Source organism: Mesorhizobium sp. 113-3-3, assembly GCF_016756495.1.
In the GTDB taxonomy this organism is placed as follows: Bacteria; Pseudomonadota; Alphaproteobacteria; order Rhizobiales; family Rhizobiaceae; genus Mesorhizobium.
On sequence record NZ_AP023243.1, the window covers coordinates 2,136,839 to 2,161,483 of the forward strand.

Here is a 24,645-nt window from a genome sequence, read left to right on the forward strand (position 1 = left end):
AAGCTTGCGCGAGGGTGGGAAAGTGGCCAGATCGACGATCCCGCAAGAAGGAAACCCCATGCTCCTGATCATCGGCACGATCCGCCTACCCGCCGGAAAGCTGGAGGAGGCAAGGCCGGTGATGGAGCGCGTGATCTCGGGCAGCCGCGCCGAGGATGGCTGCCTCGAATATTCCTATGCGCGCGACGTGCTCGATGCAGGGCTGATCCGGGTCACAGAGGTGTGGCGCGACAAGGCCGCGCTCGACGCGCATTTCCGCTCGCCGCACATCGCCGAGTGGCGCTCAAGCTGGCCGGCGCTTGGCATCGGCGAGCGCAATCTGGTCCTCTATGAAGCGGGCGAGTCCAAACCGACCTGAGCGGCAGCTGCTCGAGAAGTCTTCAGCCGCCAGCAATCAGTCCCCGTCCGTCGTTGCCACCCCAACCAGCCAGCGCCGGACAATGCGCTCATCCTCGGCGGAAAGCCCGGCGGTCAGCTCGCCTTCCAGTCTTTTCACGCGCTCGCGGCAGGCGCGCAGCAGTGCGCGACCGCTGTCGCTGAGATCGATGTGCTGGATGCGGCCGTGGACGGCATGCGGCTTGCGCATCAGCGACCCGGCCCGCTCGAGATTGGCGACGATGACGCTGAGCGTTTGCGGGGTGAGCAGCGCCAGCCGGGCAAGATCGGCGTTGGAGAGGCCGGGATAGGCGGCAAGCATGGTCAGCGTGGCAAATTGCGGCTGCGTCACGCCGAGATCGCCCAGCGCGCGGTCCATTCTGAGCCGATGCGCGCCGGCGGCCTGGCGCAGGAGATAGCCGAGATAGCCTTCCTCGCCGCGTTTGCCTTCGCCGGGAGCGGGTATCGATGAGTGCGGATCCGGCTTGCGCATAATGTAAGAGCTCTTATATGTTGTTCGTGCACTGATATTAGGACAATACGGAGTCCATGACGATGGGTCATCGAATCTTTCTTGCCGGTGCCTCCGGCGCCATAGGCCAACGGCTGATTCCGCAACTTCTGGCCGCCGGCCATCAGGTGACGGGCACGACGCGCAATGCGGACAAGGCCGCGACATTGCGCGCCCTCGGCGCCGAGCCGGCGATCGTCGATGTCTTCGATGCCGAGGCGCTGTCGCGCTCCATGCTTGCCGCCCGGCCTGATATCGTCGTCCACCAGCTGACCGACCTGCCGCCAGGGCTGGATCCGAGCCGGATGGGCGAAGCGATTGTGCGCAATGCCCGTATCCGCGACGAGGGCACGCGCAATCTGGTCGCGGCCGCCGTCGCCTCCGGTGTCCGGCGCATGGTGGCGCAAAGCATCGCCTGGGCCTATGCGGCGGGCCCGGAGCCGCATGGCGAAGCCGATCCGCTGGATGGCGGAGCGAGCGGTAATCGCGGCATCAGCGTAGGCGGTGTCATTGCCCTGGAAAAGGCCGTTCTCAACGCGCCATTCGCGGGCATCGTGCTGCGGTACGGCCAGCTCTATGGGCCGGGTACGGGAACCGACACGGCCGCCGGCGCGTCGCCGGTCCATGTCGACGCCGCTGCCTATGCGGCGCTGCTCGCGCTCGACAAGGGCGCGCCCGGCATCTTCAACGTGGCGGAACCCAACCCGGCTGTTTCGACGCAAAAGGCGATCAAGAAACTCGGCTGGCGCGCCGATTTCCGTTTGCCTGCCTGAATTCGGAGACATCGATATGATCGGCAATCAAGCGCGTCTGCGTACCGGCCAATCGCTTATCGCCCTCAGTGCGATCGGGGTTCTGCTCGCGCTGGCGGCAAAATGGATCGGCCCAGGTTTCGTTGGCGTCGCGCCGAGCATGGAAACGCACGCGCACATGGCAAATGCCGATGCGGGCGCCGCCGCCGGGGCACGGCCGAAGACGGTCGTCACGCCGATCTCCTGCGAAAAACTGCCGAACGTGCCGGGCAAGTCGATCACCACGGTGATCGTGGCATTTCCACCAAACGGTTTTACGCCGCGCCACCGGCATCCGGGCTCGGTCAGCGCCTTCGTCCTGAAGGGCACGCTGCGCTCGCAGCTCCAAGGCGGTCCCGCCGGTACCTACACCCAAGGGCAGACATGGTTCGAGCCGCCCGGCACGATCCATCTCTTCGCGGAAAATGCCAGCACCACCGAACCCGCCGAATTGCTGGCGACCTTCATCGCCGACGACGATTGCGGGCCGCTGACCATACCGGACTGACGGCAAAAGCCGCTGCCTCTCAATCAGAAGTCATCAGCAGGCGTTGACCTGTCTGCAGGACCAGCCTCCGCCATCCGTGTCATGGCAATCTTCGTAGCTGCCGTAACACATGTTCGTTGAATTACGGTACCAGGGATAACCGCCGGGGCAGCAGACGTCCTGCTGCGCAAGCTGAAGAAATCCTTCTGTCGGTCGGCTCTTTTCCGCATTGCCACCGGGCAAAAGAGACATCGAGTATGAAATATGCTGCCTAACTGGAATATCTATGCTTGAGCTGCTCATTGCAGACGAACAAAAAAAAATCGTGCAAGCAGCTAACGAAAAAAAACCCCGCGCACTCATGTTCTCCTCCTTGAGGGAAATAGTGACGGGCTAAAATACCATTTCTCAGGCATTGCGTCGATTGCGCAGGCGAGCGGGAGCAGGGACATCGCTGCGGGTCCGATGCACCGCGGTTGCCATGCTGGATCGCTGGGCGTATCAGCCTTCCACGTTCCCTTGATATCGGCGAGCCGCCATAGTGCTTTCCAGAAACCAGCCACAAGTCTATGCCCGCCGGCTGCGCGCGGTGCTTCTGAGATCCATTCCGCTGCTCGAGGCGCGCGGCATCGCCGTGGTCATCCTGGCGGGCGTCGTCGGCGTCATGGCGGGCATATTGGTCACCGCGATGAGCCAGATCGTGCAGGATCTGCACGGGCTGTTGTTCGGCGTTCAACCCGGCGGCCGGCTTTCCGGCATGTTCTCGCTCGGCAATCCCATGCAGGCGCTGATACCGGCGGTCGGCGGCGCCCTGCTCGGGTTGACGGTGATCTGGCTGCGGCTGCGGAAATTCCGCACTCCGGTCGATCCGATCGAGGCCAACGCGCTCTATGGCGGGCGCATGTCGCTGACCGATACGTTCATCATCGCCGGCCAGACCATGATCTCCAGCGGCTTCGGCGCCTCGGTCGGTCTCGAAGCCGGCTACACGCAGGTCGGATCCGGCCTGGCCTCGCGGCTGGCGCGCATCTTCCGGCTGCGTCGCAACGATGTCCGCATCCTGGTCGGCTGCGGCGCGGCCGGCGCCATCGCCGCCGCTTTCGACGCGCCGCTGACCGGCGCCTTCTACGGTTTCGAACTCGTCATCGGCATCTATTCGGTCGCCAATGTCGCGCCGGTCATGACGGCGGCGATCTCGGCCTCGCTGACCGCGGAAATGTTCGGCGGCGTGCCGTTTCCGCTCGAGCTTTCAGGGCTGCCGCAACTGACCCCCGGCCAGTACGTGCCGTTCCTGCTGCTCGGGCTGCTGGGCGGTGCGGCCTCGATCGCCATCATGCAACTGGTGACGCTGATCGAACGCGGTTTCAACAGGCTGTCGGTCGATGCCTCGCTGCGCCCCGTCATCGGCGGCGTCATCGTCGGCCTCTTGGGGCTGATCACGCCGCAAGTGCTGTCCAGCGGCCATGGCGCGCTGCACCGCGAATTCGCCATGAACTATGGGCTGACCGTGGTGGCCAGCGTCTTCGTGCTCAAGCTAGCGGCGTCAGCCATCTCGCTTGGTTCGGGTTTTCGCGGCGGCCTGTTCTTCGCCTCGCTGTTCCTCGGGGCGCTGCTCGGCAAGGCATTCGCCGGCGTGATGGCGCTGGTCTCGCCGGCGACCGGCATCGACCCTTCGGTCGCCGCCGTCGTCGGCATGACCTCGCTTGCCGTCGGTGTCGTCGGCGGCCCGCTGACCATGACCTTCCTGGCGCTGGAATCGACCCGCGACCTGACGCTCACCGGCGTCGTGCTGGCGGCCTCGATCATGGCGGCGATCCTGGTGCGCGAGACCTTCGGCTATTCCTTCTCGACATGGCGCTTCCATCTGCGCGGCGAGACGATCCGCAGCGCCCACGATGTCGGCTGGATGCGCAGCCTCACCGTCGGCTCGATGATGCGTAAGGACATCAAGACCATCGATGCCTCGACGACGCTGGCGGATTTCCGCAGGCAGATCCCGCTGGGTTCGGCCCAGCGCGTCATCGCCGTCGACCCGGGCGATCAGTATGTCGGCGTGCTGATCGTGGCTGAGCTGCACAGCGACCCCGGCGCCGGCGAGGTGCCGGTGCGCGATCTCGCTCAGTACAAGGATGCCGTCCTGGTGCCGAGCATGAACGTGCAGGCCGCCGCCGAGACGTTCCAGCGCGCCGGCGCCGAGGAACTGGCGGTCGTCGAGGATTTCACCGATCATATCGTGCTCGGCCTGCTGACCGAGGGGCACCTCATGCGGCGCTATGCCGAGGAGCTTGAAAAGGCGCGCCGGGACCTGTCGGGCGAAGGGTAGGGGTTCCTACACGTCCCCTAGTCCATCGGACGGTGCATGTCTCTCCCGCACCCTTCCGGCCTGCAGGCTGGCCCAGCTTTTGGCGCGGCGCTGGCGCCACGCGTGGCTTGTCATCTGTACAGTGGTACTGTACAGAGCGTTAAGTGCGGTGAGGAGACGGCATGAGCAAGGGGTCGGACAAGGCTTCGGTGAAGACGGGCGACGCACCGGCCGCGACGCATGCTCATCAGGTGCTCGGCATGCGCCTCAAGAGCCTTCGCCTTGCCCGCAGGCTGTCGTTACGGGAGCTGGCGGAGGCGACCGGGACGAGCGCCAGTTTTATCAGCCAGCTTGAACGCGGCCTGACCGGGGCCAGCACCGCCTCGCTCAACCAGATGGCTTCGGCGCTCGGCGTCAGCGTCGCCATGCTGTTCGAGGAAAGCACAGCGCAAGACCATGGCGTTCTGAGGCGAAGCGAGCGGCCGAGCCTGCCGCCCAGCGACGGCTGCCGCAAGATGCTTCTGTCGCGCCCGCCGCTGAGCGACATGGAAGTCTATGTCGGGGAATTCGACATTGGCGGTTCGACCGGACCCGATCGCTACACCCATGGCGACGCGCACGAGATGCTCGTCGTGCTGCGCGGGGTCGTTGAGGTCTCGCTCGGCGAGGCGCGCCACGTGCTCGAGGAGGGTGACAGCATCGAATACACGACCTCGACGCCGCATCGCTCAGAAAACATCGGCAGTGGCCGAGCCGAAGTGATGTGGATCATCGCGCCGCCGACCTCGGTGCGCGCCGAACTCGATCAATACACGGCCTGGAAACCGCTCGCTGCCAGGTAGGTCCTATCCAAACGCGGGCATGAATGGGAGAGTTGGTGTGATGTTTAAGTCGAGATTTGCAGGCCTTGGCGCCATTCTGGCGCTTGGCGTTGTGGCTGGCGCGGCCTTCGCGCAGGAGAAGCCGGTGGCGGGCGATGTCAAGGAAGGCTCGCTCAAGGGCAAGACCCTGACGCTCGTCTCCTATGGCGGCATCTACCAGGACGGCCAGGCGGCGGCGCTGAAGGAATTCGTCGACAAGTCCGGCGTCAAGTTGCTCAATGACGGCCCGACCGAGATCGCCAAGCTGCAGGCGCAGGTCGAGTCCGGCAATGTCACCTGGGACGTCGTCGACACCGACGACCTGCCGCCATACGTCTATTGCGGCAAGCTGTTCCAGAAGCTCGATCTGACGAAGCTCGACGTCTCGAAAATCCCGGAAGGCCAGGTCGGCGAATGCTCGGTGCCGGCGATGAACTACGGCGTCGTGCTGATGTACAACAAGGAGAAATACAAGGACAATCCGCCCAAGAGCTGGGCCGACTTCTTCGATACGGCTAAATTCCCGGGTGTGCGCGGCATCGACGGCTCCGGCAGCCCGACGGGCGGTCTGCTCGAGCAGGCGTTCAAGGTTGCCGGCGGCGACCCGAAGGCGATGACGGTGGCCGATATCGACAAGGCCATCGATGTGGTCCGCAAGCTCGGCCCCGATACCATCTTCTGGAAGACCGGTGCTGAATCGCAGCAGCTCGCCGAATCCGGCGAGGCCGACATGCTGATGATGTGGACCGGCCGCGCCATGACCGCGGTCAAGAACGGCGCCAAATATGCGCCCGCCTGGCAGGATTGGCTGGTGGTGATGGACCAGATGACGATCCCCGTCGGCGTCAAGGATACGGACGCATCCTACGCGCTGCTCAACGCCTATCTCGGCAAGCAGTCGCAGGAAATCCTGGCGGAGAAGACCTCCTACACGCCGATCAACAGCGACGCGAAGCCCAAGGTCGACGATTCCGTCGCCGCCTTCCTGACCAACACGCCGGATCGCCAGAAACAGGGCTACAAGCAGAACTTCAAGTTCTGGGTCCCGAACTTCGCGGTGGCGCAGGAGAAGTGGTCGGCGCTGATGGCCGGCAACTGAACTGGCGAACGAGAGGTAGATCGTGAGCGCGTCCGAGCTTCCGACCCAACCCGCCGCCGATGTGCGGCCGGGACGGGCATGGCGGCCGTTCGCGCTCACGGCGCCGGCGCTGATCCTGCTCGTCGCGGTGATCGGCTATCCGCTGTTCACCATCGTGGTGCGCAGCCTGTCGGAGCCGGAATGGGGCGTGCAGAACTATGTCTGGTTCTTCGGCGCGCCCATCAATCTCACGGTGCTGCAGCGCACTTTCACCATCTCGGCCTGGGTGACGATCGTCTGCGTGATCTGCGCATATCCTTACGCCTATCTGATGACCGCCGTCGGGCCCCGCGTGCGGCTCGCCCTGGTGCTGTGCGTGCTTATCCCGTTCTGGGTGAGCGGGGTGGTGCGCACGCTCTCCTGGGTGATCCTGCTGCAGGATTCAGGCGTCATCAATTCGCTGCTGAGGTCGGCCGGCTTTGACGGCATAAGGCTGATCCGTACCCAGACCGGCGTGGTGATCGGCATGGCGCAGGTGCTTCTGCCCTTCATGATCCTGCCGCTCTATTCGGTGATGAAGGGCATCGACCTCAGGCTGATGCGGGCCGCGCAAAGCCTGGGCGCACGACCTTCACGCGCGTTCTTTACCGTCTACCTGCCGCTGTCGCTGCCCGGCGTCTATGCCGGCGCGATCATCGTGTTCATTCTGGCGCTGGGCTTCTACATCACGCCGGCTTTGCTTGGCGGGCCGCGCTCGACCATGCTGTCGACGCTGGTGCAGACGCAGGTGCTCAGCCTGCTGCAATGGGGCCGCGGCGGCGCCATGGGCGTGGTGCTGCTCGTCACCACGTTCGTGCTTCTGGCGCTCGCGGCACCCGTGATGCGCTCGCGGTACCGGGAAGCGGGGAGACGCTGATGGAGATCAAGCCGCTCACCCGCGTGATCCTCGGCCTCGTCTGCCTGCTGGTGGCGATATGGCTGGTGGCGCCGACGCTGGTCGTCGTGCCGATGTCGTTCAACGAGAACAAGTCGCTGGCCTTTCCGCCGCAAGGTGTCTCCTGGCAGTGGTACCAGAACTTCTTCACCAATCCGGACTGGTCATCGAGCTTCCTCAACTCGCTCAAGGTCGCCTCGGTGGTGGCGGTGCTGGCGACGGTGCTCGGCACGCTCGCGGCCTTCGGCCTCGACCGCATGAAGGCCGGGCCGGCCAATCTGCTGCGCATGCTGATGCTGACGCCGATGGTGGTGCCGGGTGTGGTGCTGGCCATCGGCATCTACGCCGTCTATCTCGACACCCATCTCGTCGGCACGCTGCTGGGCTTCGTGCTTGCCCACACCATCCTGGCACTTCCCTTCGTGCTGATCGCGGTCTCGGCCAGCCTCGAAGTGTTCGACAGGCGCCTCGAGACGGCGGCGGCGAGCCTCGGCGCCGGAGCGCTGACAGCGTTCCGCACGGTGACGCTGCCGCTGATCCTGCCTGGCATCCTGTCCGGCCTGCTCTTCGCCTTCGCCACCTCCTTCGACGAGATCGTCGTGTCGCTGTTCATCACCAACCCCTATCTCAAGACCTTGCCCGTGCAGATATTCTCCTCCATCACCCGCGACGCCGACCCGACCGTTGCCGCCGTCGGCACGATCCTGCTTTTGGCCACAACGATCCTGATCGGCGGCGGCATGCTTCTTCTTGGTCGCGAGCGGAAAGGACGCCAATGAAGCAGGCACAGGAGAGCAAGGGCGCGGCGATCGATCTCGAATCGATCAGCAAGGCCTATGGCGGCTTCAAGGCGCTGGACGGCGTGTCGTTGCGCATCGAGCCCGGCGAGTTCATGACGCTGCTCGGCCCGAGCGGCTCCGGCAAGACCACGACGCTGAATGTCGTGGCCGGCTTCACCGACGTGACCAGCGGCAAGCTGCTGGTCGGCGGCAAGAACGTCGTCGGCGTGCCGGCGCACAAGCGTAACATCGGCGTCGTCTTCCAGCATTACGCGCTGTTCCCGCATATGAGCGTCGGCCGCAACGTCGCCTATCCGCTGACGCTTCGCGGCGTCGACCAGGCAGAGCGAAAGGCGCGCGTGGCAAGGGCGCTCGACATGGTCAAGATGGGCGACTTCGCGCATCGCTATCCCAGCGAACTGTCGGGCGGCCAGCAGCAGCGCGTGGCGCTGGCCCGCGCCATCGTCTTCGACCCGCCTCTGTTGCTGATGGACGAGCCGCTCGGCGCGCTCGACAAGAAGCTGCGCGAATGGCTGCAGCTCGAGATCAAGCGCATCCATCGCGAGCTCGGCACCACCTTCGTCTATGTGACGCACGACCAGGAAGAGGCGCTGGTTCTGTCGGATCGCATCGCCGTGTTCAATCACGGGCGGATCGAGCAGGTCGGCACCGGCCGCGAGCTCTACGATGAACCGGCGACGCTGTTTGTCGGCCGCTTCATCGGCGATTCCACCGTGCTGCGCGGAGAGGCGCGAAGCGACGGCGCGAGCACGGCGCTGACGATCGCCGGCGAGACGGTGACGGCGCCGCGGCGGATCGTCGGCGAAGCCAGCCCGGTCATGCTGCTGCGTCCCGAAAAGCTCGCCATCCGCCGTCCTGGCCAGAGCGCTGCAGGCACCACCAACCGGTTGCCGGGGACGATCGCGGAAGCCATCTATCTCGGCTCGGGATCGAAATATGAGGTCCGGCTCGCCGACGGCTCCACGGCGATCGTGCGCTCGCCCCTGACCGGCGAGAGCTTTGGCCTTGGCGACAAGGTGGAGCTTTGCTTCGACGGTACCGATGCCAAGCTTCTGGCCGATGACAGCTCGGCCGACGCGACGCTGACCTGATCATCTTTTTGTTTTAACGCAATTCCGGACGGAAAACCGCTCCACACTTTTCCTGGAATTGCTCTACCGGAAGTCATTCCATGCAAGCCAAGCGCAACGGCGACATATCGTTCTGGTATGCGGATCTGGGAGGGGTGCCCGCGCCACGGCCACCCTTGCCCGGCGATATCGAGGCCGATGTCGCGATCGTCGGCGCCGGCTATACCGGCCTGTGGACCGCCTATTATCTGAAGAAGGCCAGGCCCTCGCTGCGCGTCGCGCTGATCGAGCGTGAGTTTGCCGGTTTCGGCGCTTCGGGCCGCAATGGCGGCTGGCTGTCGGGGGGGTTCTCCTGGTCGCGCGAAAAATATCTCAAGACCTCGACCCGGCAAGGTGTCAGCGCCATGCAGGCGGCGATGGCGGGCTGCGTCGACGAGGTGATCCGGGTGGCGGGCGCGGAGGGCATCGATGCCGATATCCGCCGCGTCGACAATCTGACGGTGGCCACCAACCCAGCGCAGCTCGAACGCGCGCGTGAGGAGTGCGAAACGATCCGCGCCTGGGACGTCGATCCGGGCCGCGTCGAGATGCTGGATCAGGCGGCGACGCGGGCACGCATCAACATCCGCAATGTCATGGGCGGCTTCGTCGTCCACGGCCAGGCGCGGGTGCAGCCGGCCAAGCTGGTGCGCGGGCTTGCCGCCGCCGTCGAGCGGCTGGGCGTGCCGATCTACGAACAGACGACGGTGACGGCCATCGCCAAGGGCAGCGTGACCACCGACCGCGGCACGGTGCGGGCTGAAACCATCATCCGTGCGACGGAGGGTTTCACGGCCGGCATTCCGGGCGAGGAGCGGACCTGGCTGGCGCTCAACAGCGCGCAGATCGTCACCGAGCCGCTGTCGGAGGCGCTCTGGCGCCAGATCGGGTGGGAAGGGCATGAACTTCTCGGCAACGCCGCCCACGCCTATTGCTATGCCCAGCGCACGCGCGAGGGGCGCATCACCATGGGTGGGCGCGGCGTGCCCTATCGCTACGGCTCGCGCACCGACGTCAACGGCCAGACACAGCAGGCCACGATCGACCAGCTGCATCAAATCCTGACGACGCTGCTACCGCAGACGGCGAACTGCCGCATCGAGCATGCCTGGTGCGGGGTGCTCGGCGTGCCGCGCGACTGGTGCACGACCGTCGGCCTCGATCCCGCGACCCGTATCGGCTGGGCTGGCGGCTATGTCGGGCTTGGCGTGTCGAGCTCCAACCTTTCCGGGCGCACGCTGGCCGACCTGATCCTCGGCCAGGAGACAGAGCTGACGAAGCTGCCCTGGGTCAACCGCAAGGTCAGGCCGTGGGAGCCGGAACCGTTCCGCTGGCTCGGCGTGCATTCGATGTACCAGCTTTATCGCATCGCCGACGGGCGCGAGGCGGCTGGGCTTGCGCATACGTCCAAACTGGCCGCGCTCGCCGACAGCATTACCGGCCACTGAAGCGGTTCAGCGTTCGCTGAGCCGCTCCAGCAATTTGTCTTTACGCAATTCCGGACGGAAAACCGCTGGACACTTTTCCTGGAATTGCTTTGTTCATGGAGACCAGTTTGATCGACCTTTCGACCTTCCACGATCTCGCCAAGGCTGACATCGGCGCGTTCTCACCCAAACCCACTTCCGTCGAGGGAGATCAGGTCGAGGCCGTGCGCTCGCTTTTCCAGTCGCCGGACGGGACCGTCGATATCGGCATATGGGAATGCACGCCCGGCCGCTTCACCGCCGACCGCACGGGTTCGTCGGAGATATGCCATATCATTTCGGGGCGGGTGGAGGTGAGCCGCGCCGATGGAGAGGCGCGCGAACTGGGGCCTGGCGACCTTCTCGTGCTGCCGCAGGGATGGAAGGGCGAATGGCGCATCCGGGAGACCACGCGCAAGCTCTACATGATCCAATCGGCCGGCTGATCGACTGATATCAGCCAGACATGGTCAGTGCTCGATCGGCCCCTTGGCCATCACCAGCGCTGTGCCGGCGGTGGTTGGACGCTCGATGACGCGACGCACGCGCGGCGGCTCGTCGCCGCTGTGCAGCGCGCGAAGGCGCTCGCCGACCATGGCGTCGGCATGGGTGATGCGGCCATTGTGCCTGACATATTCGAGCCAGGTCGGCGTGTGGTAGTGCTCGATCCATATCATGGGATTTTCGAGATCGCGCGCCAGCGTCCAGTTGCGGGCGCCGTCGCGGCGGCGGATGCGGCCGCGTTCGGCCATGGTGGCGAGGAATTCCGCCTCGTCCTCGTGGCGGATGATGTATTCGATCATGATGGCGATCGGACCGCTGCGCGGCTTCAAGTCGAGCGCGAGATGCGGTTCCTTGAAGCGGTTGAGCGGGTCGAGGTTCAGCACCTGCTGCTGTGGCAGCGGCAGCACAAGGCCGATCGCGCCCCCGGCCAGCATGGCGATGGCGGCGGCGATCAGCGCGGTCTCGGCGCCGCGCGCATCGGCGACGACGCCCCAGATCCAGCTGCCCAGCGCGATGCCGCCGAAGGTCGCGGTCTGGTAGACCGACAGCACCCGGCCGACCACCCAGCGCGGCGTCGCCATCTGCACGGTGACGTTGAAGTGCGAGAGCGCGATCACCCAGCAGGCGCCGCCGACCAGCAGGCCGAGCGATGTCTGCCAGGCTTGATGGCTGAGCGCCGCATTGAAGGCGCAGACAGCGAAGCCGGCGAAGGCACAGCGCACCATCGTCTCGCTGGAGAGCAACTGCCGCAGCCGCACGCTGATCAGCGCGCCGCCGACGGCGCCGATGCCGAAGGAGCCGAGCATGATGCCGTAGGTCAAGGCATCGCCCTTGACGACGTCGCGCGCGACCAGCGGCAAGAGCGCCAGGACGGCGCCGGCGCTGAAACCGAAGGCCGCGCCCCTGACCAGCACCTTGCCGATATTGGGCGACATGGCGACATAGCGCAGGCCGGCGCCCATGGCCGCCCCCAGCGACTCGCGCGGCAAGGTCGACACAGGCACGTCAGGCTTCCAGCGCGCCATCACGATGATGAGGCCGATATAGCTCACGGCGTTCGCCGCGAAGGCGGCCGCGGCGCCGGCGGCCGCAACGATGATGCCGCCGATCGCCGGACCGACGCTGCGTGTCAGGTTGAAGCCCATGGAGTTCAGCGCAACGGCGGCGGGCACCTTGTTGCGCGGAACCATGTCGCCGACGGACGCCTGCCAGGACGGGCTGTTGAGCGCCGTGCCGCTGTCGATCAGGAAGGTGAAGGCAAGCAGTGTCCAGGGGGTGATCAGGCCATACCAGGTGAACAGGGTCAGAAGCAGCGAAACGACCAGCATGAAGGTCTGCGCGACCAGCATCACCTTGCGCCGGTCGAAGCTGTCGGCGATGGCCCCGGCGACAAGCGCGAACAGCATGATCGGCAGAGTGGTCGAGGCCTGGACCAGGGCGACCTGGTAGGGCGAGGTGGCGATTGTCGTCATCATCCAGGCGGCGCCGACGCCCTGGATCAGGCCACCGAAATTGGAAACCAGACTTGCGGCCCAGACGGCCCGGAAAATACCATGCCGGAATGGCGCCAGCGCCGAAACGCCCTCGCTATCCGGTTTCTCGTCAATCATGGATGGGTTCCTGCCACGACGTGCTGATCCTTGCGGCGATCGGTTTCCCCGCATCGTTTGCCGAAACTATGGCATCGCGCCGCAAAGGGCGAACCTGATGCGCGCAAGATCATGGTCCAACAAGGGGATAGAGGAGGGCCAGCTTTTGCTTGCGAGAGGGCCGGGCTCCTCCGCACGCAGCATGGCTTGCATGATCGCGGTGAAATTGGCCGATAGCTGCAGCCGTTCTGGCGAGCCGTGTCGTTCTGAAGCGGAATGTGCCTTTCCGCGACTTTCTCAGAACCCGTTCTGGATGCGCTCGAAGATCACGTTGGTGAAGGCCGATATCTGGCCGCCGATGAACGGACCCGTGAGCGCCACCACCAGCATGATGGCGACGATCTTCGGCACGAAGGTCAGGGTGATTTCCTGGATCTGCGTCAGCGCCTGAATGAGGGCGATGCCGATGCCGACCGCCATGGCGACCAGCACCACCGGAGCGGACGCTGTCAGCACCGTCCACACCGCGTACTGGACGATGTCGAGGGCGTCGGCCTCATTCATGCGCGCGGTTGGCCTAGCTTGCCGGCTTGATCGACACGCCTGGGCCGACGGGGACTTTGGTGCCGTCCTGCAGCACCGCGATCAGTCCGCTGCTGGCGAGCGTCACCGAAGCCACTATTCCGGTGGTCTTGCCGTCGGCCGACGTGATCGAGCGGCCGATGATCGCATCGGCCTGCGACAGCGCCGAGGACTGCATGATCTGGTCGAGCTTGGTGTTGCTCTGCACCGATTGCTCGACCTGCGAGAAGGTGGCGAGCTGGGCGACGTATTGCGTCGAATCCATCGGCTTGGTCGGATCCTGGTTCTTCATCTCGGCGATCAGAAGCTTCAGGAAGGACTGGTAGTCGACCGCTGTCTTGGAGGTCGGCTTGGTGGTCGAATTGGCGCCAACCGGTATCGTCGTCGTCATGTCCACGGTCATCAGCAGCGTGCTCCCACAGCCAGCGGGCGCGAGGCGCCCGGAACATCGTCATTGCCGCCAAGCGCGCGGCGTTCGAGAGGATAAAGCGAACGGATCGCCTTCAGGGCTTCGTAGATGTGATCCTCGCCGACCATGCGGTCGATCTGCTTCAGCGCGCTGCAGATCTCGGCATCCTCGAAACTGGCGATGAGCAACGGCAGCGAGCGGCGGAACATCTCGCGGGCGTCATCGGCGCCAGCCGGGTTGATCAGCATGACCTGCACGATGAAATAGAGCTGCCTGAGCGGCGTCGATGCCTGGTCTGCCTGGATCACATGGCTTTCGAGCAGGAACTGCACGTCGTTCATCAGTTCGATGGTGACCTTGCGGTCGACGCGGATGACGGCGCCGTTGATGTAGATCTTCTCGTTGGGCTTCAGCGATATCTTCAGCGTGTTGGTCATTGAATGCCGTCGCGGATGATCTGGGACACTTCGATCAGCCCTTCGAAATTGTTGGTGCGGCCCTGGCGGATGTCCTCCGCCTCGCGCAGCAGCCACAGGCCGATGGAAATCAGGTTGGCACGCAATTCCTTGGGAAGCGCGTTGTCGCTGGAGCCAAGATCCTCGACGAAGATTGTCCAGACGCGGTTGGTGAAATTCAGCGCCTCGATCGCCTCCATCGAATCCTGGCCGGCCGCGGCCGCCGCCGACAGCATGTCGATCGAGCGGGTCAGGAGTTCGCGCTCACGGTCCTTGGCGTCCGAGACGGAGGTGCTTTGGACGTCGGCGTAGGAGAATTGATACATCGTCGGCTCTACCGTTCCGCTGGAAGTTGTCAGGTCAGGTACTTCAACAGGCTGAGCTGCTGCAGGCGCGCTGTCAGAGCAAAGGATGTCTCGATATGCTGTGTCAAATCCGCGACTTTGGTCGCGGCCGTGGCCGGGTCGACGGCTTCGAGATCGAGGATATGGCGTTCGAACAGATCGATCTGCGTCTTCATGCGGTCGCTGGCATCGGAGACGCGCTTCTGCACGATGCCGGTCTCCGACTGGACCTGGGCGATGCCGCTCAGCGCCTCGCCGACCAGCGTCTGCGAGTGGCTGACGATGCTGTCCTTGGCCGCCCGGCTGATGTTGGTGGACATCAGGCTGGAGACCATTGCCGCGGCCATGGCGAGCTTCCTGATGCCGTCGCTATTGGCGCTGGTCGAGGTCTCGGTGGTTTCGTTGAGCGCGATGCGGCTGACGATCTGCTGGTCGGTGGCGTTGGACATGTTGGTCTGCCAGCCGGTGCCGAGGAATTGCGGCGCAACGTAGTTGTTGATGAAATCGTCCATCTGGGCGCCGGTGATGTTCGCCGCGGCCGGATCGCTGGGCGTGAAGCCGAATTTGGCGACGAAGGAGGCGTCGAAGGCGGCCTTGGCCGGTGAACCGGCGGCCGTGAAATCGTTGATCGGCTTAACGTCGGTGTTGGTGCCGGCAAACAGATATTCGCCGTTGACGCTGGTGTTGAGAATCGAAGTAAGCTGCTGGATGGTCGTCTGGCCGGTCGACTGGGTCAGGCTGTTGGAGTTGTCGCCCGACGACGCGGTGGTCAGGGCGGACAGGAAGGTCTGCGCCACGCCGGAGAGCTGGCCGAGCGACGTCTGCGTCGACGCAAGCCTTGCGGTGACCAGCCCGTTCGAATCGACGATCACGTTCAGCCGGTCGAGGTCGCGCGAGAAGGTGACGGACTGGGCGGCGCGTCCGCCCAGTGCCAGGCCGACATCGGCGACCCTGCCGGTCGAGGATTCTTTCGTGGCTTTGACGAGTTCGGCCTGCATGCGCATCTGTTGATAGCGCATGGCGTTGGTGAGGGCGGCCGAAGAGACTGAAGTCATGGATTATCCCACCGCGTTCAAAAGGGCCGCCAGCATGTCGTCGACGGTCTTCATCATCCTGGCTGATGCCTGATAGGTATGTTCGAGGTCGAGCATCAGCGACATTTCCTGGTCGACATTGACGCCGGTCGCGTTGGATAGCGCTTCGGAGCTGCGCTGTGCCAGCGCTTCCTTTGCGTCGGCGGCGGTCGAAGCCTGCTGGCGCATGCCCTGGAGCCAGCCGATCGAATTGGCGGCGTAGTTGGAAACGCTGGACGTTGCCGAAATGCCGGCGGCGGGGTCGAAGGTCATCGGCTGGTCGAGCCGGTCGCCATAGGCAACCAGGAGGCTGGAATAGGAAGCGCCGCCTGTGGTGTTGGCGACATAGGCCGCACCGTTGGCGCCGCCGTCGCGCAGCAATGTCGGATTGCCGCCGGTGCTCGGATTCATCGCCGCATTGATGCTGATCGTGCCGGCCAGGCCATTGATCAGCGTGCCCGCGGCCGGTACCGCCGGCGCGCCGGACCAGGTGAACAGGCCAGCGGCGTTGGGCATCGAGGGCGCGGTCTCGGCAAAGGCCGTGATCAGCCCGCGCGCGGTCTCGTCGAGCTGGCTCTGCATGGTCGAGGCGACGCCGTCACGCAGCTGCAGCAGGCCGGCAAGCTTGCCGCTGGCGGTGGTGTTGCCGCCGCTTCCCGCCGAGACCGGCACATTGTCGATATAGATGGTGTTGCCGGGGGCTCCGGCTGCATAGCCGGCCGATGGCGTGAAGCTCACCGTGCGCGGTATGGTCTCGAACAGCGTGGTGCCGTCACCCGTGGTGATGACCATGTCGTTGTCGCCGCGTGTGAAGGTCGATATCGGAACATAGTCCGCGATCTTCTTCAGCAGCGCGTCGCGCTGGTCGAGCGCGTCGGAAACATCGGTGCCGGAACGGGTTCCGGAAATGACCGCCTGATTGGCGTCCTGGAACTGGCCGAGCAGCGAGTTGAGGTCCTTGACCGCCGTGTCGATCTGGCCGTCGGTCTGGGTACGGAAATCCTGAATGGCCTTGGAGCCTTCATTCAGCGAGCGCACGACCTGCTTGGCCGCGTCGATGACGCTGGAGCCAAGGTTCTGGTTGGACGGCGAGGTGGCGTAGAGCTGCAGCGCCTGCTGCAGATTGGCGATTGCCGTCGAGGGCGAGGAGGCGTTGTCGACGCCATTGACCGAAACGTCCAGCTGATCCATGCCGCTGTAGAGCGCGTTCTGGCCGCTATAGGCCGACAAGGCACTGAGATTCTGCCTGAAGAGCAGGTCGTTGGTGACGCGCTGGATATCAACCGAACGCGCGCCGGGCGCCGTGCTGGTGACGACGGCGATGCGGCGCGTGTAGTCCGGATTGGAGGCGTCCGAGACGTTGCGCGTGACAACGCTGGTCTGACGCGCGGTACTCATAAGCGCCGATTGGGCGATGCTCAATGCGGAAGATAACGACATGCTGGTCTTTCACGGGCCTTGCCCGGTTTATCTCTTCAGGTTGACAAGGACGTCCATCAGATCGGAACCGGTCTGGAAGACTTTCGAGTTGGCGGTGTAGCTGCGCTGCGCCGCGATCATGTCGGTCAATTCCTCGGCGATATCGACGTTGGAATTTTCGAGTGCGCCGGAGATGATCGAGCCGGCCTTGCCTTCATTGGCAAAGCCGACACGGATCGCGCCAGACTCGGTGCCTTGCGCGTAGACGTTGCCGGGCAGGGCCTTGAGCTGGTCCGGACTTTGCACATCGGCCAGTGGAATCTTGTAGAGCGCCTTGGTGGAGCCGTCCTTGTACTGGGCGTAGATGGTGCCGTCCTTGCTGATCTGAATCTTGTCGATGGTGCTGGGCGCGTTGCCGTTGACCTGGGCGTCGGAAACCGTGAAGCCCGTGCCGAGCTGCGTCAGCTTCGATAGATCGAGATTGAGGCTCGCGCCGCCCGGCACGGTAAATGAAACGCTGGTGGGCGTACCGGTGAGCTTGCCGGTCGTGGTGTCGAAGGTCAGGTTGGCCGTGCCGAGTGCGCCGCCGGTGTAGGGGAACGATGTTCCCGGCGTCGCCTTCGACTGATCGAAAACCGCCACCTGCCAGGTGCCGGCACCGGTGTTGGTGAAATAGACGTCGAGCAGTTTCTTGTTGCCGAGGTTGTCATAGGCGACCATCGACGACTTCGAGGTGTACTGCGCGGTGGCGGCGTTGGCGCCGGGCAGGTTGGCGGCGACGACGGGCGTCGCACCTGCCGGCAGATTACCGCTGAAACTGCCCAGGGTGCTTGGGGTCGCGGTCAATCCCTGGTCGGAAATGACGACCGGCTCCAGGCCTTCGAAGCCGTTCACTGTCGCCGCCGGAGTACCATTGGCGTAGCTGTAGGCCATCAGCTGGAAGCCGGCCGCGTTGACCAGCCTGCCCTGTGCATCGGGAACGAAGGCGCCGGCGCGGGTCAGGAAAGGCGTGCCGCTCGGATCCTGGACGACGAAGAAGCCATCGCCGCTGACAGCAAGGTCGGAGACAGAGGTCGTGTATTGCAGCACGCCCGGATCGCTGACAGCCTGCCGGATCGTGGTGGTGACGCCGCCGGAGTTATAGGCGCCGCCCGTCGAGGGCATGATCAGGGTCGAGAACTCGGCCGAGGACCGCTTGTAGCCGGTGGTGTCGGAGTTCGCGATGTTGTCGGCGGTTGTCGACAGGCGGTTGGCCTGGGCGTTCATGCCGGAAACGCCGGTCCGCATCATTCCGTAGAGGCTCATCGAGATGTCTCCGCAATATCCATGCCACTGGCGGCGAGGCTAAGCGTCCTGTCTTGCGCGAGGCTGGCGCGGCGCGGCATCAGAAGACGAGCCGGTAGCCGAGGAAGCGTTTGGAATCGATCGGGTCGGTGCCCAGCTTCTCGCGCAGCTTCTTGCGCAATTTGCTGATGTGGCTCTCCACCACGTTCTCCTCGACCTCTTCGTCGAAGATGCCGTAGATGGCGTTGAAGACCTGGGTCTTGGTGACGCGCCGGCCACGGTTGCTCGCCAGATATTCGAGGATGCGGCGTTCGCGGCGCGGCAAGGGCAGCGGCTGCCCGTCGATCTCAGGGTCGCGGCCGTCCATGAAGATGCGCATGGCGCCGATCTCGGTGTAGGCGACATCCTCATGGGCGCGACGGCGGATGGCGGTGATGCGGGCCAGGATCTCTCTGATGTGGACGGGCTTGCGGATGACATCGTCAACGCCGCTCTCGAACAACCGCAGCGTGTTTTCCAGGGAATGTTGCTCGCTGAGCGCAATGACCGGAGCGCCGGTGCGGTCGCGGATCTGGCGCGGAGAGATGGCGCCGTCGCGGCAGTCGCCGATCAGGAAGGCCCGCACCGACCGCAGGTCGGTGTCGGCGGCCGAGTTGACCCACTCGCCGAATTCACCCGGCGCGAAGCCCGCGCAGGCAACGCCCTCGCGATCAAAAAGTGAATTGTATCCCTCAGTTACGAGCTCTCGCTCGTCAACGATCACGATCATCGGCCCCGCCTCCGAATCAGCACATCTGCCCCGTGGGGAAAGGCGTAACCGTTGGCGGGAATCATGAACAACCGTCATTTCTTGTAACTAGTTTCTTGGGAGTCTGGAATCGCACCGGTTGCATTAGCGTGCAGCCAGATATGCTTGCGGCGGGAAGTTCTGAGCAAGTTCAAAACGGCAACCCGAAGCAGCGCGGTCGGCGTATTAGAAGCAGAAAATACGCTTACGGGTTGCAGAAGGCGCGGGCGTTGGTTGTCCATTTGCCGAAACCGGTGGCAACCATGTTGGCGATCACCCTGCACACATAGACCTTCTGCGCCGGGTCGTTGTCGGGGCCGGCATGGTAGCGGGCGACGGCCATCGACCAGGTCTCGTGGCGGGCATGGAGACTGGCCAGGAAACGCGCCGCGTAGTCGACGTTCTGGCGCGGGTCGAGCATGTCCTCGACGCTGCGGAAATGCGAGGAATGATAGTGGTGGTTGATCTGCATGCAGCCGAGATCGATCAGCGTCTTGCCCTCGCGCTGCGCGTTGGCGAAGGTGGCAAGAGCTTCGGCACGGCTCCTTGGGAAGATTGCTTTTCCTTCTATATTCAATGCGTTAGGCTGAAGGCTGCCTTTCTTGCCCGTCTCGGTCAGGCCGACGGCATAGAGGATGCCGGCGGGCACGCCGTAGCGGTCGGCGGCGCGCAGGATCTCGGGCTCGCAGGGATTGGTGGCGGCGAGGGCGGCGTTGGCGAGGCTAGATAAACATATCGCCGCCAGCGCGCTCGCGAGATGGCGAAGCGGCGCGGCCGTGGGCTTGCGCGTCATCATGATTACCCCTTGCGGACTGCTGGCCTGGTTGCTGGCCGCCGGCTCCATTGTTGCCGCCGCCGGAGTTTCCGGGCTGAAAGGCGGACTGGTCGCGGCCAGGCGCGGCAGTGAGCGAGGCGGTTGCATCCGTCCGGGTTGCAGCCGGAACGGCCACTGACGGTTGCATGATGGTGACCTTATCAACCTCGAAACCCAGCCCGCGCAGCGACTTGACGATAGCCTCGCTGTCGCTGGAAAGCCGGCGGTAGGCGTCGTGTGTTTCAGGCTTCAATTCAATCGAGAGTTGTTCTCCCGAGAGGCGAAGATGGGCGGTGACCATGCCCAGTTCGGCCGGGTGAAGTTCGATCTTCAACACATGTGTCGGAACGGCAACAGAGCCGGCCATCTGGCTGGTCGCGGAGGCTGTCGAAAACGCCGGCTGTGGGCCAACATCGGCCGCTACGGCGTTGATTACGTTGAGTGCTGCCTGGCTCATCGGCGCCTGCGGCGGGGCAGGGAAGCTGCGCTCGGAAACGACGTCGACGCGCGCCTGCGCCGAGAGCTGTTTTCCCGGCTCCGACCGCAACGAGGACTGGACGTCGGCGATGGACTTCAGCTGCGGCGCTGCCTGCTTCGGCTCGACGCCGGGCACATCGGCGGTTGTCGTCTCGGGCAGCGGGCCGGCGGCGATCGCATTGTCATGCCGTGGTGCGCCAGTGCCGGCGCTTGCGTCGCGGGCGGACTCGAGCTTCGTCAGCGGCCCGTCGACGAGCGAGACCCGCTCAGGCTTCGGCATCGGTTCGAGATCGTCGTGCCCGGCGGCGGATGCCGACCGATAGGCTTTCGACAGGAGCTGCCCGTCGAGCGCCGGTTCCTGTGCGGCCTCGCCCGCGTCGGCTGACTTGGCCGATGTCGAGAAATGGCGCAGATCATGAAACGCCATCAGCAAAGGCAGATGATCGTCGAGCGGCGTTGCGCCGGCGTCGGTCGTCGGCGTTTCGCTATCGGCGTCCTTGTCCGCTTCGACGTTCTTGCCGTCCTTCATGGATTTCGCCGCCGTCGATCCGGTGGGCATGGTCCGAGCCTTGCCGGACGGCATTGGCTCGCCCTCGCCCGCCTGCGCCGCGAGGCCGGCGGCAAGCTTGCTCCAGCGCGGATCGCGCGCGCCGTGTTCGGTGGTCGGCTGCTTTTCCGCCTGGCCCGCGCCGCCATGAACCATCTTGCCGAAACCAGCATCATCCTTCTTGCCGGACGCGGCCGGCTGCTCCGCGGTGCGGGCGGCGGTGAATCCTGGCAGGGCCGGGCCGAGGCTAGGGGTCATTTGGGGGCGGCTCCGAGCATCTGGTCGATCAGGTCGAGCTGTCGACGGGTTTTCATCATGGCGGCGTCGGTTGGATCGGTCGTGTCGGGACCGGCAGAATTTGCCGACGCCGATGCCGGCAGGACCGTCGCCGAATCGGCTGAAGGCGCCGGCGCGCTCGGTGCGGCGGCCACGGTCCCGCCGGATGGCGGAGCGGCGGGCCGTTCGGAGACGGCACCCTCGACGGGTGGCAATCCGGCCTCGTCGGCTGCCTGCGTGGCGGCGACCTCAGATTTAGGCGGTGGCGCAAGGGGTGCGGACACCGGACCTGCGGCCGGAATGGAAGCAGGCGGCGCCACCACTTCACCGGCGATCGCCTGAGCGGCGTCGAGCAGCGCGCGGTCACCGTCCGACAGTTTGCTGCGGTCGATCTTGCCGAGTTTGGTGCGCACATCCTCGATCGTATCGGAAGTCACGGTGGACAGGCTGGAGTAGAGAAGTGCGCGCGGATCGCTCTGATTGGTGTTGCCGTCACGGCCCTGCTCGGCCTTTGCCGAGGCGAAGGCCGACAATTCACTGAGGCCGTCGATCGCGGCGCGGCGGGCGATGCGCAGATAAATCACCTTCTCGCGCTCGGGATCCATCATCGAGGTGATGTCGGCGAGCTTGTCCTGGCTGATCGACATATGCAGCGTGATGACGCCGGAGACGAAGGAATCGGCGAACTGGCTGGCATAGGGCGAATAGAGATAGCGCTCGACATACTGGGTGGAGACAAGCGCGAACCGAGCCGCGTCACCTTGCGCGGTGGCGATACCAACCGAGCGCCGCAAGGCCGCTTCCTCGACCAGTGTGCCGGGGCTGAGCAGCTTGGCCTCTTCGAGCAGCGTCAGCGCCGCTGCCGGCTGATCGCCGGCAAGCAGCGATCCTTTGACCAGCGCGAGGAAGGCGCCGAGATCGCCGGGCAGTGTCATCGGATCGATAGGCCTCAGGGCTTCGATCGCGGCGCCGGGCCGGCCGTTCAGATAGTCGATCACACCCTTGGCTAGGGCAAGGCTGCCCGGGTCCGTGGCGGCACGCGACACGGCCGCCTCGACGGTCACCGGATTGCCGCCGCTCATGCCGTAGACCAGCAGCGCGCGAAAATTCTTGGGATCCTTGAAGTCCTCCGCATCCGCCTGGCGCAGGCGCGCATCGGTCATCTCGAGCAGCTTGGCCTGCATCGGCATCGCTGCGTGATCGCCGGCCGCGATGCGGTCCTGGACAAGCTGCAGCGAACGCACCAACTGGTAGGGCTGCAGCGTGTCCTGGGCGAGGGCGACCGACGGATATCCGGCTGCCAGCAGCAACAGGCCCATCAGCCGGCTGGTGACGGCGGCCCGCTTCATCCGCCGGTCGCCATCAGGATCTCGATGCGGCGGTTGGCCGCCGACATGGGGTCGGCCGGGTCTTTCGGCTGGCGATCGGCGAAGCCGGCGACCTCGGTGATACGGCGTTCGTCGACGCCGCCGCGCACCAGCATGTAGTAGGCGGAATGCGCGCGCGCCGTCGACAGCCGCCAATTGTCGTAGCTGGCGCTGCGGAAGGGGCGCGCATCGGTGTGGCCGTTGATGCTGATGGTGCCCTTCTGGCTGTTGATGATGCGGCCGATCTTTTCCATCGCCAGCACCAGTTCGCGGCTCGGCACCGCCGATCCGACTTCGAACATGCCGAAGTCGAGCTGGTCGGTGATCGAGATGACGACGCCCTTGTCGGTGGCTTCGACCGAAACGCCGTCGTGTAGCTTGTCGCCGGGCTTGAAGGCATCGGCCAGCTGCCGCTTGACGTCGGCCGCGGCCTTTACGGCAGCGGCGGTCGGCGGCTTCTCCCCGGCTTCAGGCGCGGTCGTCTCTTGCGCGGCGGCCGCGGTATCCGCCTTGGCGGCGGCCACAGCCTTGCTGTCCGTCTTGGCATCACCAGCCTTGGCATCGCCGGCCTTGGCACTGCTAGCCTTGGTTTCGCCGGGGTTGGTTTCGCCGGTTTTGGCCATCGCTGCTGCGGTGTCTTTGCCGTCTGCGGCCAAGGGCTCGAGCGGTGCGTCCTTGACGGCCGGCGCCGGCGGCACGGCCTTGACCTTGGCGACCTGCGTCTCCGCGGCCCTGTCACCTGATTTGAGCGGATCGCCTTCGATCTTGGGCCGCTGGGCACTCGCCTCGGCGGCGGGCGCGGCCACCTGCTGCGACCAGAAATCCGGTTCGAAGGGATCGCGGTAGGATGCGCCGCCCGAGGCGCCGGTGGCGGGACCGGCGTTCTGCGCGCCACCATCGCCCTTCTGGCTGACGTTCTGCATGACGCCGGTGTCGGTGGCGATTTCGGAGAGCACGGCGTAGGGATCGGCGAACAGATGATCGTCGGACTGCTCGGCCTTGTTCGGCTCCTGCTTGTCCTGCTTGCGGTTGGATGAGCCCGCCGCACCGATGCCGTCCTGTCCGGATTTGGTCGTCGCCTCCTGCGGGTCGTCGGTCGTCATCCCCACCGCGCGCGGCCCATTGCCGAGATCCTCCAGGCCCTTGCGGCTCGACTCGCGGTCGACGAGCTTGACGGGGTTGAAGTAGCTGGCGACGGCCGCCTTGGTCTGTTCGTTGGCGGCGTTGATCAGCCACATGACCAGGAAGAAGCACATCATGGCCGTCATGAAGTCGGCGAAGGCGATCTTCCAGACGCCACCATGATGGCCCTCGTCGTGATCGTCATGTGCCCGCCGCACGATGATGATCTCGTGCCTGCCGTGATCGGCGTCGACAGCACTCATGACAGGACCTCGGAAAGGGTCGCCGACCATTCGGCGATGCGTGTCTCGAACACGGCCTCGTCGATGTTCACGGTCAGGTCGAAGCCCGGCGCCTCGATGAAGTCGAGATTTGCAACGCGTGGTCCAAGCGACGCCTTCAGCGATTCGAACAGCGACAGTGGCCCTCGGACGGCGATGCGCACCGCTTCGCCGTCGCCGACGGCTTCGCGAATCGCGCCGGCAAGCGCTTCAAGCGAGCGCTTCTGCAGATCGTCGCTGACAACGCCGCCGATGATGCGGGCGACCGTGGCGGTGACAAGGTCCGTCACGCGCGCCTCCATGGCGTCGATGCGTAGCGAGACCGCCTTGCCGATATCGCCGCCGAAGCTTTCCAGGAAAACCCTCGCTTCCTCGGCATTCGCCTGGCGCTCCGCTTCCAGCGCCGCGTCATGGGCCGCGACGAGCCGTTCCGCCAGCGCTGCCTCCGCCTGGGCAACCGCCTCGGCGATCAGCGTGCCGATATCAGCCTCCGGTGCGGATATCTCCGGTCTGTGCTCGGACGCGGCCTGCGGCTGGCCGGCACGCGGCGCGCGCGTACCGAAATCAGGGAGAAGATCGAAAAGCGCTGCGGAGGCCATGGT

At 65.0% G+C, this 24,645-nt stretch carries 26 protein-coding genes; 11 read left to right on the forward strand and 15 right to left on the reverse strand.

The genetic code is table 11. The features are described 5' to 3' along the window. Positions 1–58 precede the first annotated feature (58 nt). A complete protein-coding gene (locus JG746_RS10400) occupies positions 59–358 on the forward strand; it encodes a putative quinol monooxygenase (protein ID WP_202358049.1) in 300 nt (99 codons plus the stop codon). A gap of 36 nt (positions 359–394) precedes the next feature. Here the strand turns inward: JG746_RS10400 and JG746_RS10405 are convergent, their stop codons facing one another. Further along, positions 395–868: a MarR family winged helix-turn-helix transcriptional regulator gene (locus tag JG746_RS10405; RefSeq protein WP_202358050.1), complete on the reverse strand. Its 474-nt coding sequence runs from the start codon at positions 866–868 to the stop codon at positions 395–397. 62 nt (positions 869–930) lie between these two features. On the opposite strand from JG746_RS10405, the gene JG746_RS10410 reads away from it, so the two are divergent. The 10 genes from JG746_RS10410 to JG746_RS10455 all read left to right on the forward strand — a co-directional run bounded on the left by JG746_RS10410 (position 931) and on the right by JG746_RS10455 (position 11,159). Further along, on the forward strand, positions 931–1,659 hold the full coding sequence (locus JG746_RS10410; protein WP_202358051.1) for an NAD-dependent epimerase/dehydratase family protein: 729 nt from the start codon (positions 931–933) through the stop codon (positions 1,657–1,659). A gap of 16 nt (positions 1,660–1,675) precedes the next feature. Continuing rightward, on the forward strand, positions 1,676–2,185 hold the full coding sequence (locus JG746_RS10415; protein WP_244730728.1) for a cupin domain-containing protein: 510 nt from the start codon (positions 1,676–1,678) through the stop codon (positions 2,183–2,185). 520 nt (positions 2,186–2,705) lie between these two features. Continuing rightward, positions 2,706–4,487: a chloride channel protein gene (locus JG746_RS10420; RefSeq protein WP_202358052.1), complete on the forward strand. Its 1,782-nt coding sequence runs from the start codon at positions 2,706–2,708 to the stop codon at positions 4,485–4,487. A 161-nt stretch (positions 4,488–4,648) separates the two neighbouring features. Next, positions 4,649–5,308, forward strand: coding sequence for a helix-turn-helix domain-containing protein (locus tag JG746_RS10425; RefSeq protein WP_202358053.1), 660 nt, complete (start codon positions 4,649–4,651; stop codon positions 5,306–5,308). Between the two features lie 40 nt (positions 5,309–5,348). Then, positions 5,349–6,425, forward strand: a complete 1,077-nt coding sequence (locus JG746_RS10430) for an extracellular solute-binding protein (protein ID WP_202358054.1) — start codon at positions 5,349–5,351, stop codon at positions 6,423–6,425. Between the two features lie 22 nt (positions 6,426–6,447). Then, complete coding sequence (locus tag JG746_RS10435) at positions 6,448–7,320, forward strand: ABC transporter permease (protein WP_202358055.1); 873 nt, start codon at positions 6,448–6,450, stop codon at positions 7,318–7,320. Further along, positions 7,320–8,117, forward strand: a complete 798-nt coding sequence (locus JG746_RS10440; RefSeq protein WP_202358056.1) for an ABC transporter permease — start codon at positions 7,320–7,322, stop codon at positions 8,115–8,117. Before JG746_RS10435 ends, JG746_RS10440 begins: the two co-directional genes overlap by 1 nt. Then, positions 8,114–9,229: an ABC transporter ATP-binding protein gene (locus JG746_RS10445; protein WP_202358057.1), complete on the forward strand. Its 1,116-nt coding sequence runs from the start codon at positions 8,114–8,116 to the stop codon at positions 9,227–9,229. The genes JG746_RS10440 and JG746_RS10445 overlap by 4 nt, the downstream gene beginning before the upstream one ends. A gap of 80 nt (positions 9,230–9,309) precedes the next feature. Beyond that, complete coding sequence (locus tag JG746_RS10450) at positions 9,310–10,695, forward strand: NAD(P)/FAD-dependent oxidoreductase (RefSeq protein ID WP_202358058.1); 1,386 nt, start codon at positions 9,310–9,312, stop codon at positions 10,693–10,695. A gap of 95 nt (positions 10,696–10,790) precedes the next feature. Beyond that, entirely contained in the window at positions 10,791–11,159 is a 369-nt protein-coding gene (locus JG746_RS10455; protein ID WP_202358059.1) for a cupin domain-containing protein, read from the forward strand. Positions 11,160–11,183: 24 nt separating this feature from the next. Here the strand turns inward: JG746_RS10455 and JG746_RS10460 are convergent, their stop codons facing one another. The 14 genes from JG746_RS10460 to JG746_RS10525 all read right to left on the reverse strand — a co-directional run bounded on the left by JG746_RS10460 (position 11,184) and on the right by JG746_RS10525 (position 24,642). Continuing rightward, positions 11,184–12,827, reverse strand: coding sequence for an MFS transporter (locus JG746_RS10460; protein ID WP_202358060.1), 1,644 nt, complete (start codon positions 12,825–12,827; stop codon positions 11,184–11,186). Between the two features lie 276 nt (positions 12,828–13,103). Continuing rightward, a complete protein-coding gene (gene fliQ, locus JG746_RS10465) occupies positions 13,104–13,370 on the reverse strand; it encodes a flagellar biosynthesis protein FliQ (protein WP_023770466.1) in 267 nt (88 codons plus the stop codon). 13 nt (positions 13,371–13,383) lie between these two features. Next, positions 13,384–13,791, reverse strand: coding sequence for a flagellar hook assembly protein FlgD (flgD, locus tag JG746_RS10470; RefSeq protein ID WP_202358061.1), 408 nt, complete (start codon positions 13,789–13,791; stop codon positions 13,384–13,386). Then, entirely contained in the window at positions 13,791–14,234 is a 444-nt protein-coding gene (gene flbT, locus JG746_RS10475; protein ID WP_202358062.1) for a flagellar biosynthesis repressor FlbT, read from the reverse strand. Before flbT ends, flgD begins: the two co-directional genes overlap by 1 nt. Then, a complete protein-coding gene (flaF, locus tag JG746_RS10480) occupies positions 14,231–14,578 on the reverse strand; it encodes a flagellar biosynthesis regulator FlaF (RefSeq protein ID WP_010911295.1) in 348 nt (115 codons plus the stop codon). The genes flbT and flaF overlap by 4 nt, the downstream gene beginning before the upstream one ends. A gap of 29 nt (positions 14,579–14,607) precedes the next feature. Continuing rightward, on the reverse strand, positions 14,608–15,651 hold the full coding sequence (locus JG746_RS10485; RefSeq protein WP_202358063.1) for a flagellar hook-associated family protein: 1,044 nt from the start codon (positions 15,649–15,651) through the stop codon (positions 14,608–14,610). A gap of 3 nt (positions 15,652–15,654) precedes the next feature. After that, positions 15,655–17,109: a flagellar hook-associated protein FlgK gene (flgK, locus tag JG746_RS10490; RefSeq protein ID WP_202358064.1), complete on the reverse strand. Its 1,455-nt coding sequence runs from the start codon at positions 17,107–17,109 to the stop codon at positions 15,655–15,657. A 27-nt stretch (positions 17,110–17,136) separates the two neighbouring features. After that, on the reverse strand, positions 17,137–18,393 hold the full coding sequence (locus JG746_RS10495) for a flagellar hook protein FlgE (protein ID WP_202358065.1): 1,257 nt from the start codon (positions 18,391–18,393) through the stop codon (positions 17,137–17,139). Between the two features lie 79 nt (positions 18,394–18,472). After that, positions 18,473–19,141: a response regulator transcription factor gene (locus JG746_RS10500; protein WP_010911291.1), complete on the reverse strand. Its 669-nt coding sequence runs from the start codon at positions 19,139–19,141 to the stop codon at positions 18,473–18,475. A gap of 223 nt (positions 19,142–19,364) precedes the next feature. After that, positions 19,365–19,952 (reverse strand): transglycosylase SLT domain-containing protein, encoded by a 588-nt coding sequence (locus tag JG746_RS10505; RefSeq protein ID WP_202358066.1) that lies wholly within the window; start codon positions 19,950–19,952, stop codon positions 19,365–19,367. Then, positions 19,882–21,255, reverse strand: coding sequence for a flagellar hook-length control protein FliK (gene fliK, locus JG746_RS10510; protein WP_202358067.1), 1,374 nt, complete (start codon positions 21,253–21,255; stop codon positions 19,882–19,884). Before fliK ends, JG746_RS10505 begins: the two co-directional genes overlap by 71 nt. Continuing rightward, positions 21,252–22,622, reverse strand: coding sequence for a chemotaxis protein MotC (locus JG746_RS10515; protein WP_202358068.1), 1,371 nt, complete (start codon positions 22,620–22,622; stop codon positions 21,252–21,254). The genes fliK and JG746_RS10515 overlap by 4 nt, the downstream gene beginning before the upstream one ends. After that, entirely contained in the window at positions 22,619–24,025 is a 1,407-nt protein-coding gene (locus JG746_RS10520; RefSeq protein ID WP_202358069.1) for a MotB family protein, read from the reverse strand. The genes JG746_RS10515 and JG746_RS10520 overlap by 4 nt, the downstream gene beginning before the upstream one ends. Beyond that, positions 24,022–24,642, reverse strand: a complete 621-nt coding sequence (locus tag JG746_RS10525) for a hypothetical protein (RefSeq protein WP_202358070.1) — start codon at positions 24,640–24,642, stop codon at positions 24,022–24,024. The genes JG746_RS10520 and JG746_RS10525 overlap by 4 nt, the downstream gene beginning before the upstream one ends. Positions 24,643–24,645: the final 3 nt, after the last annotated feature.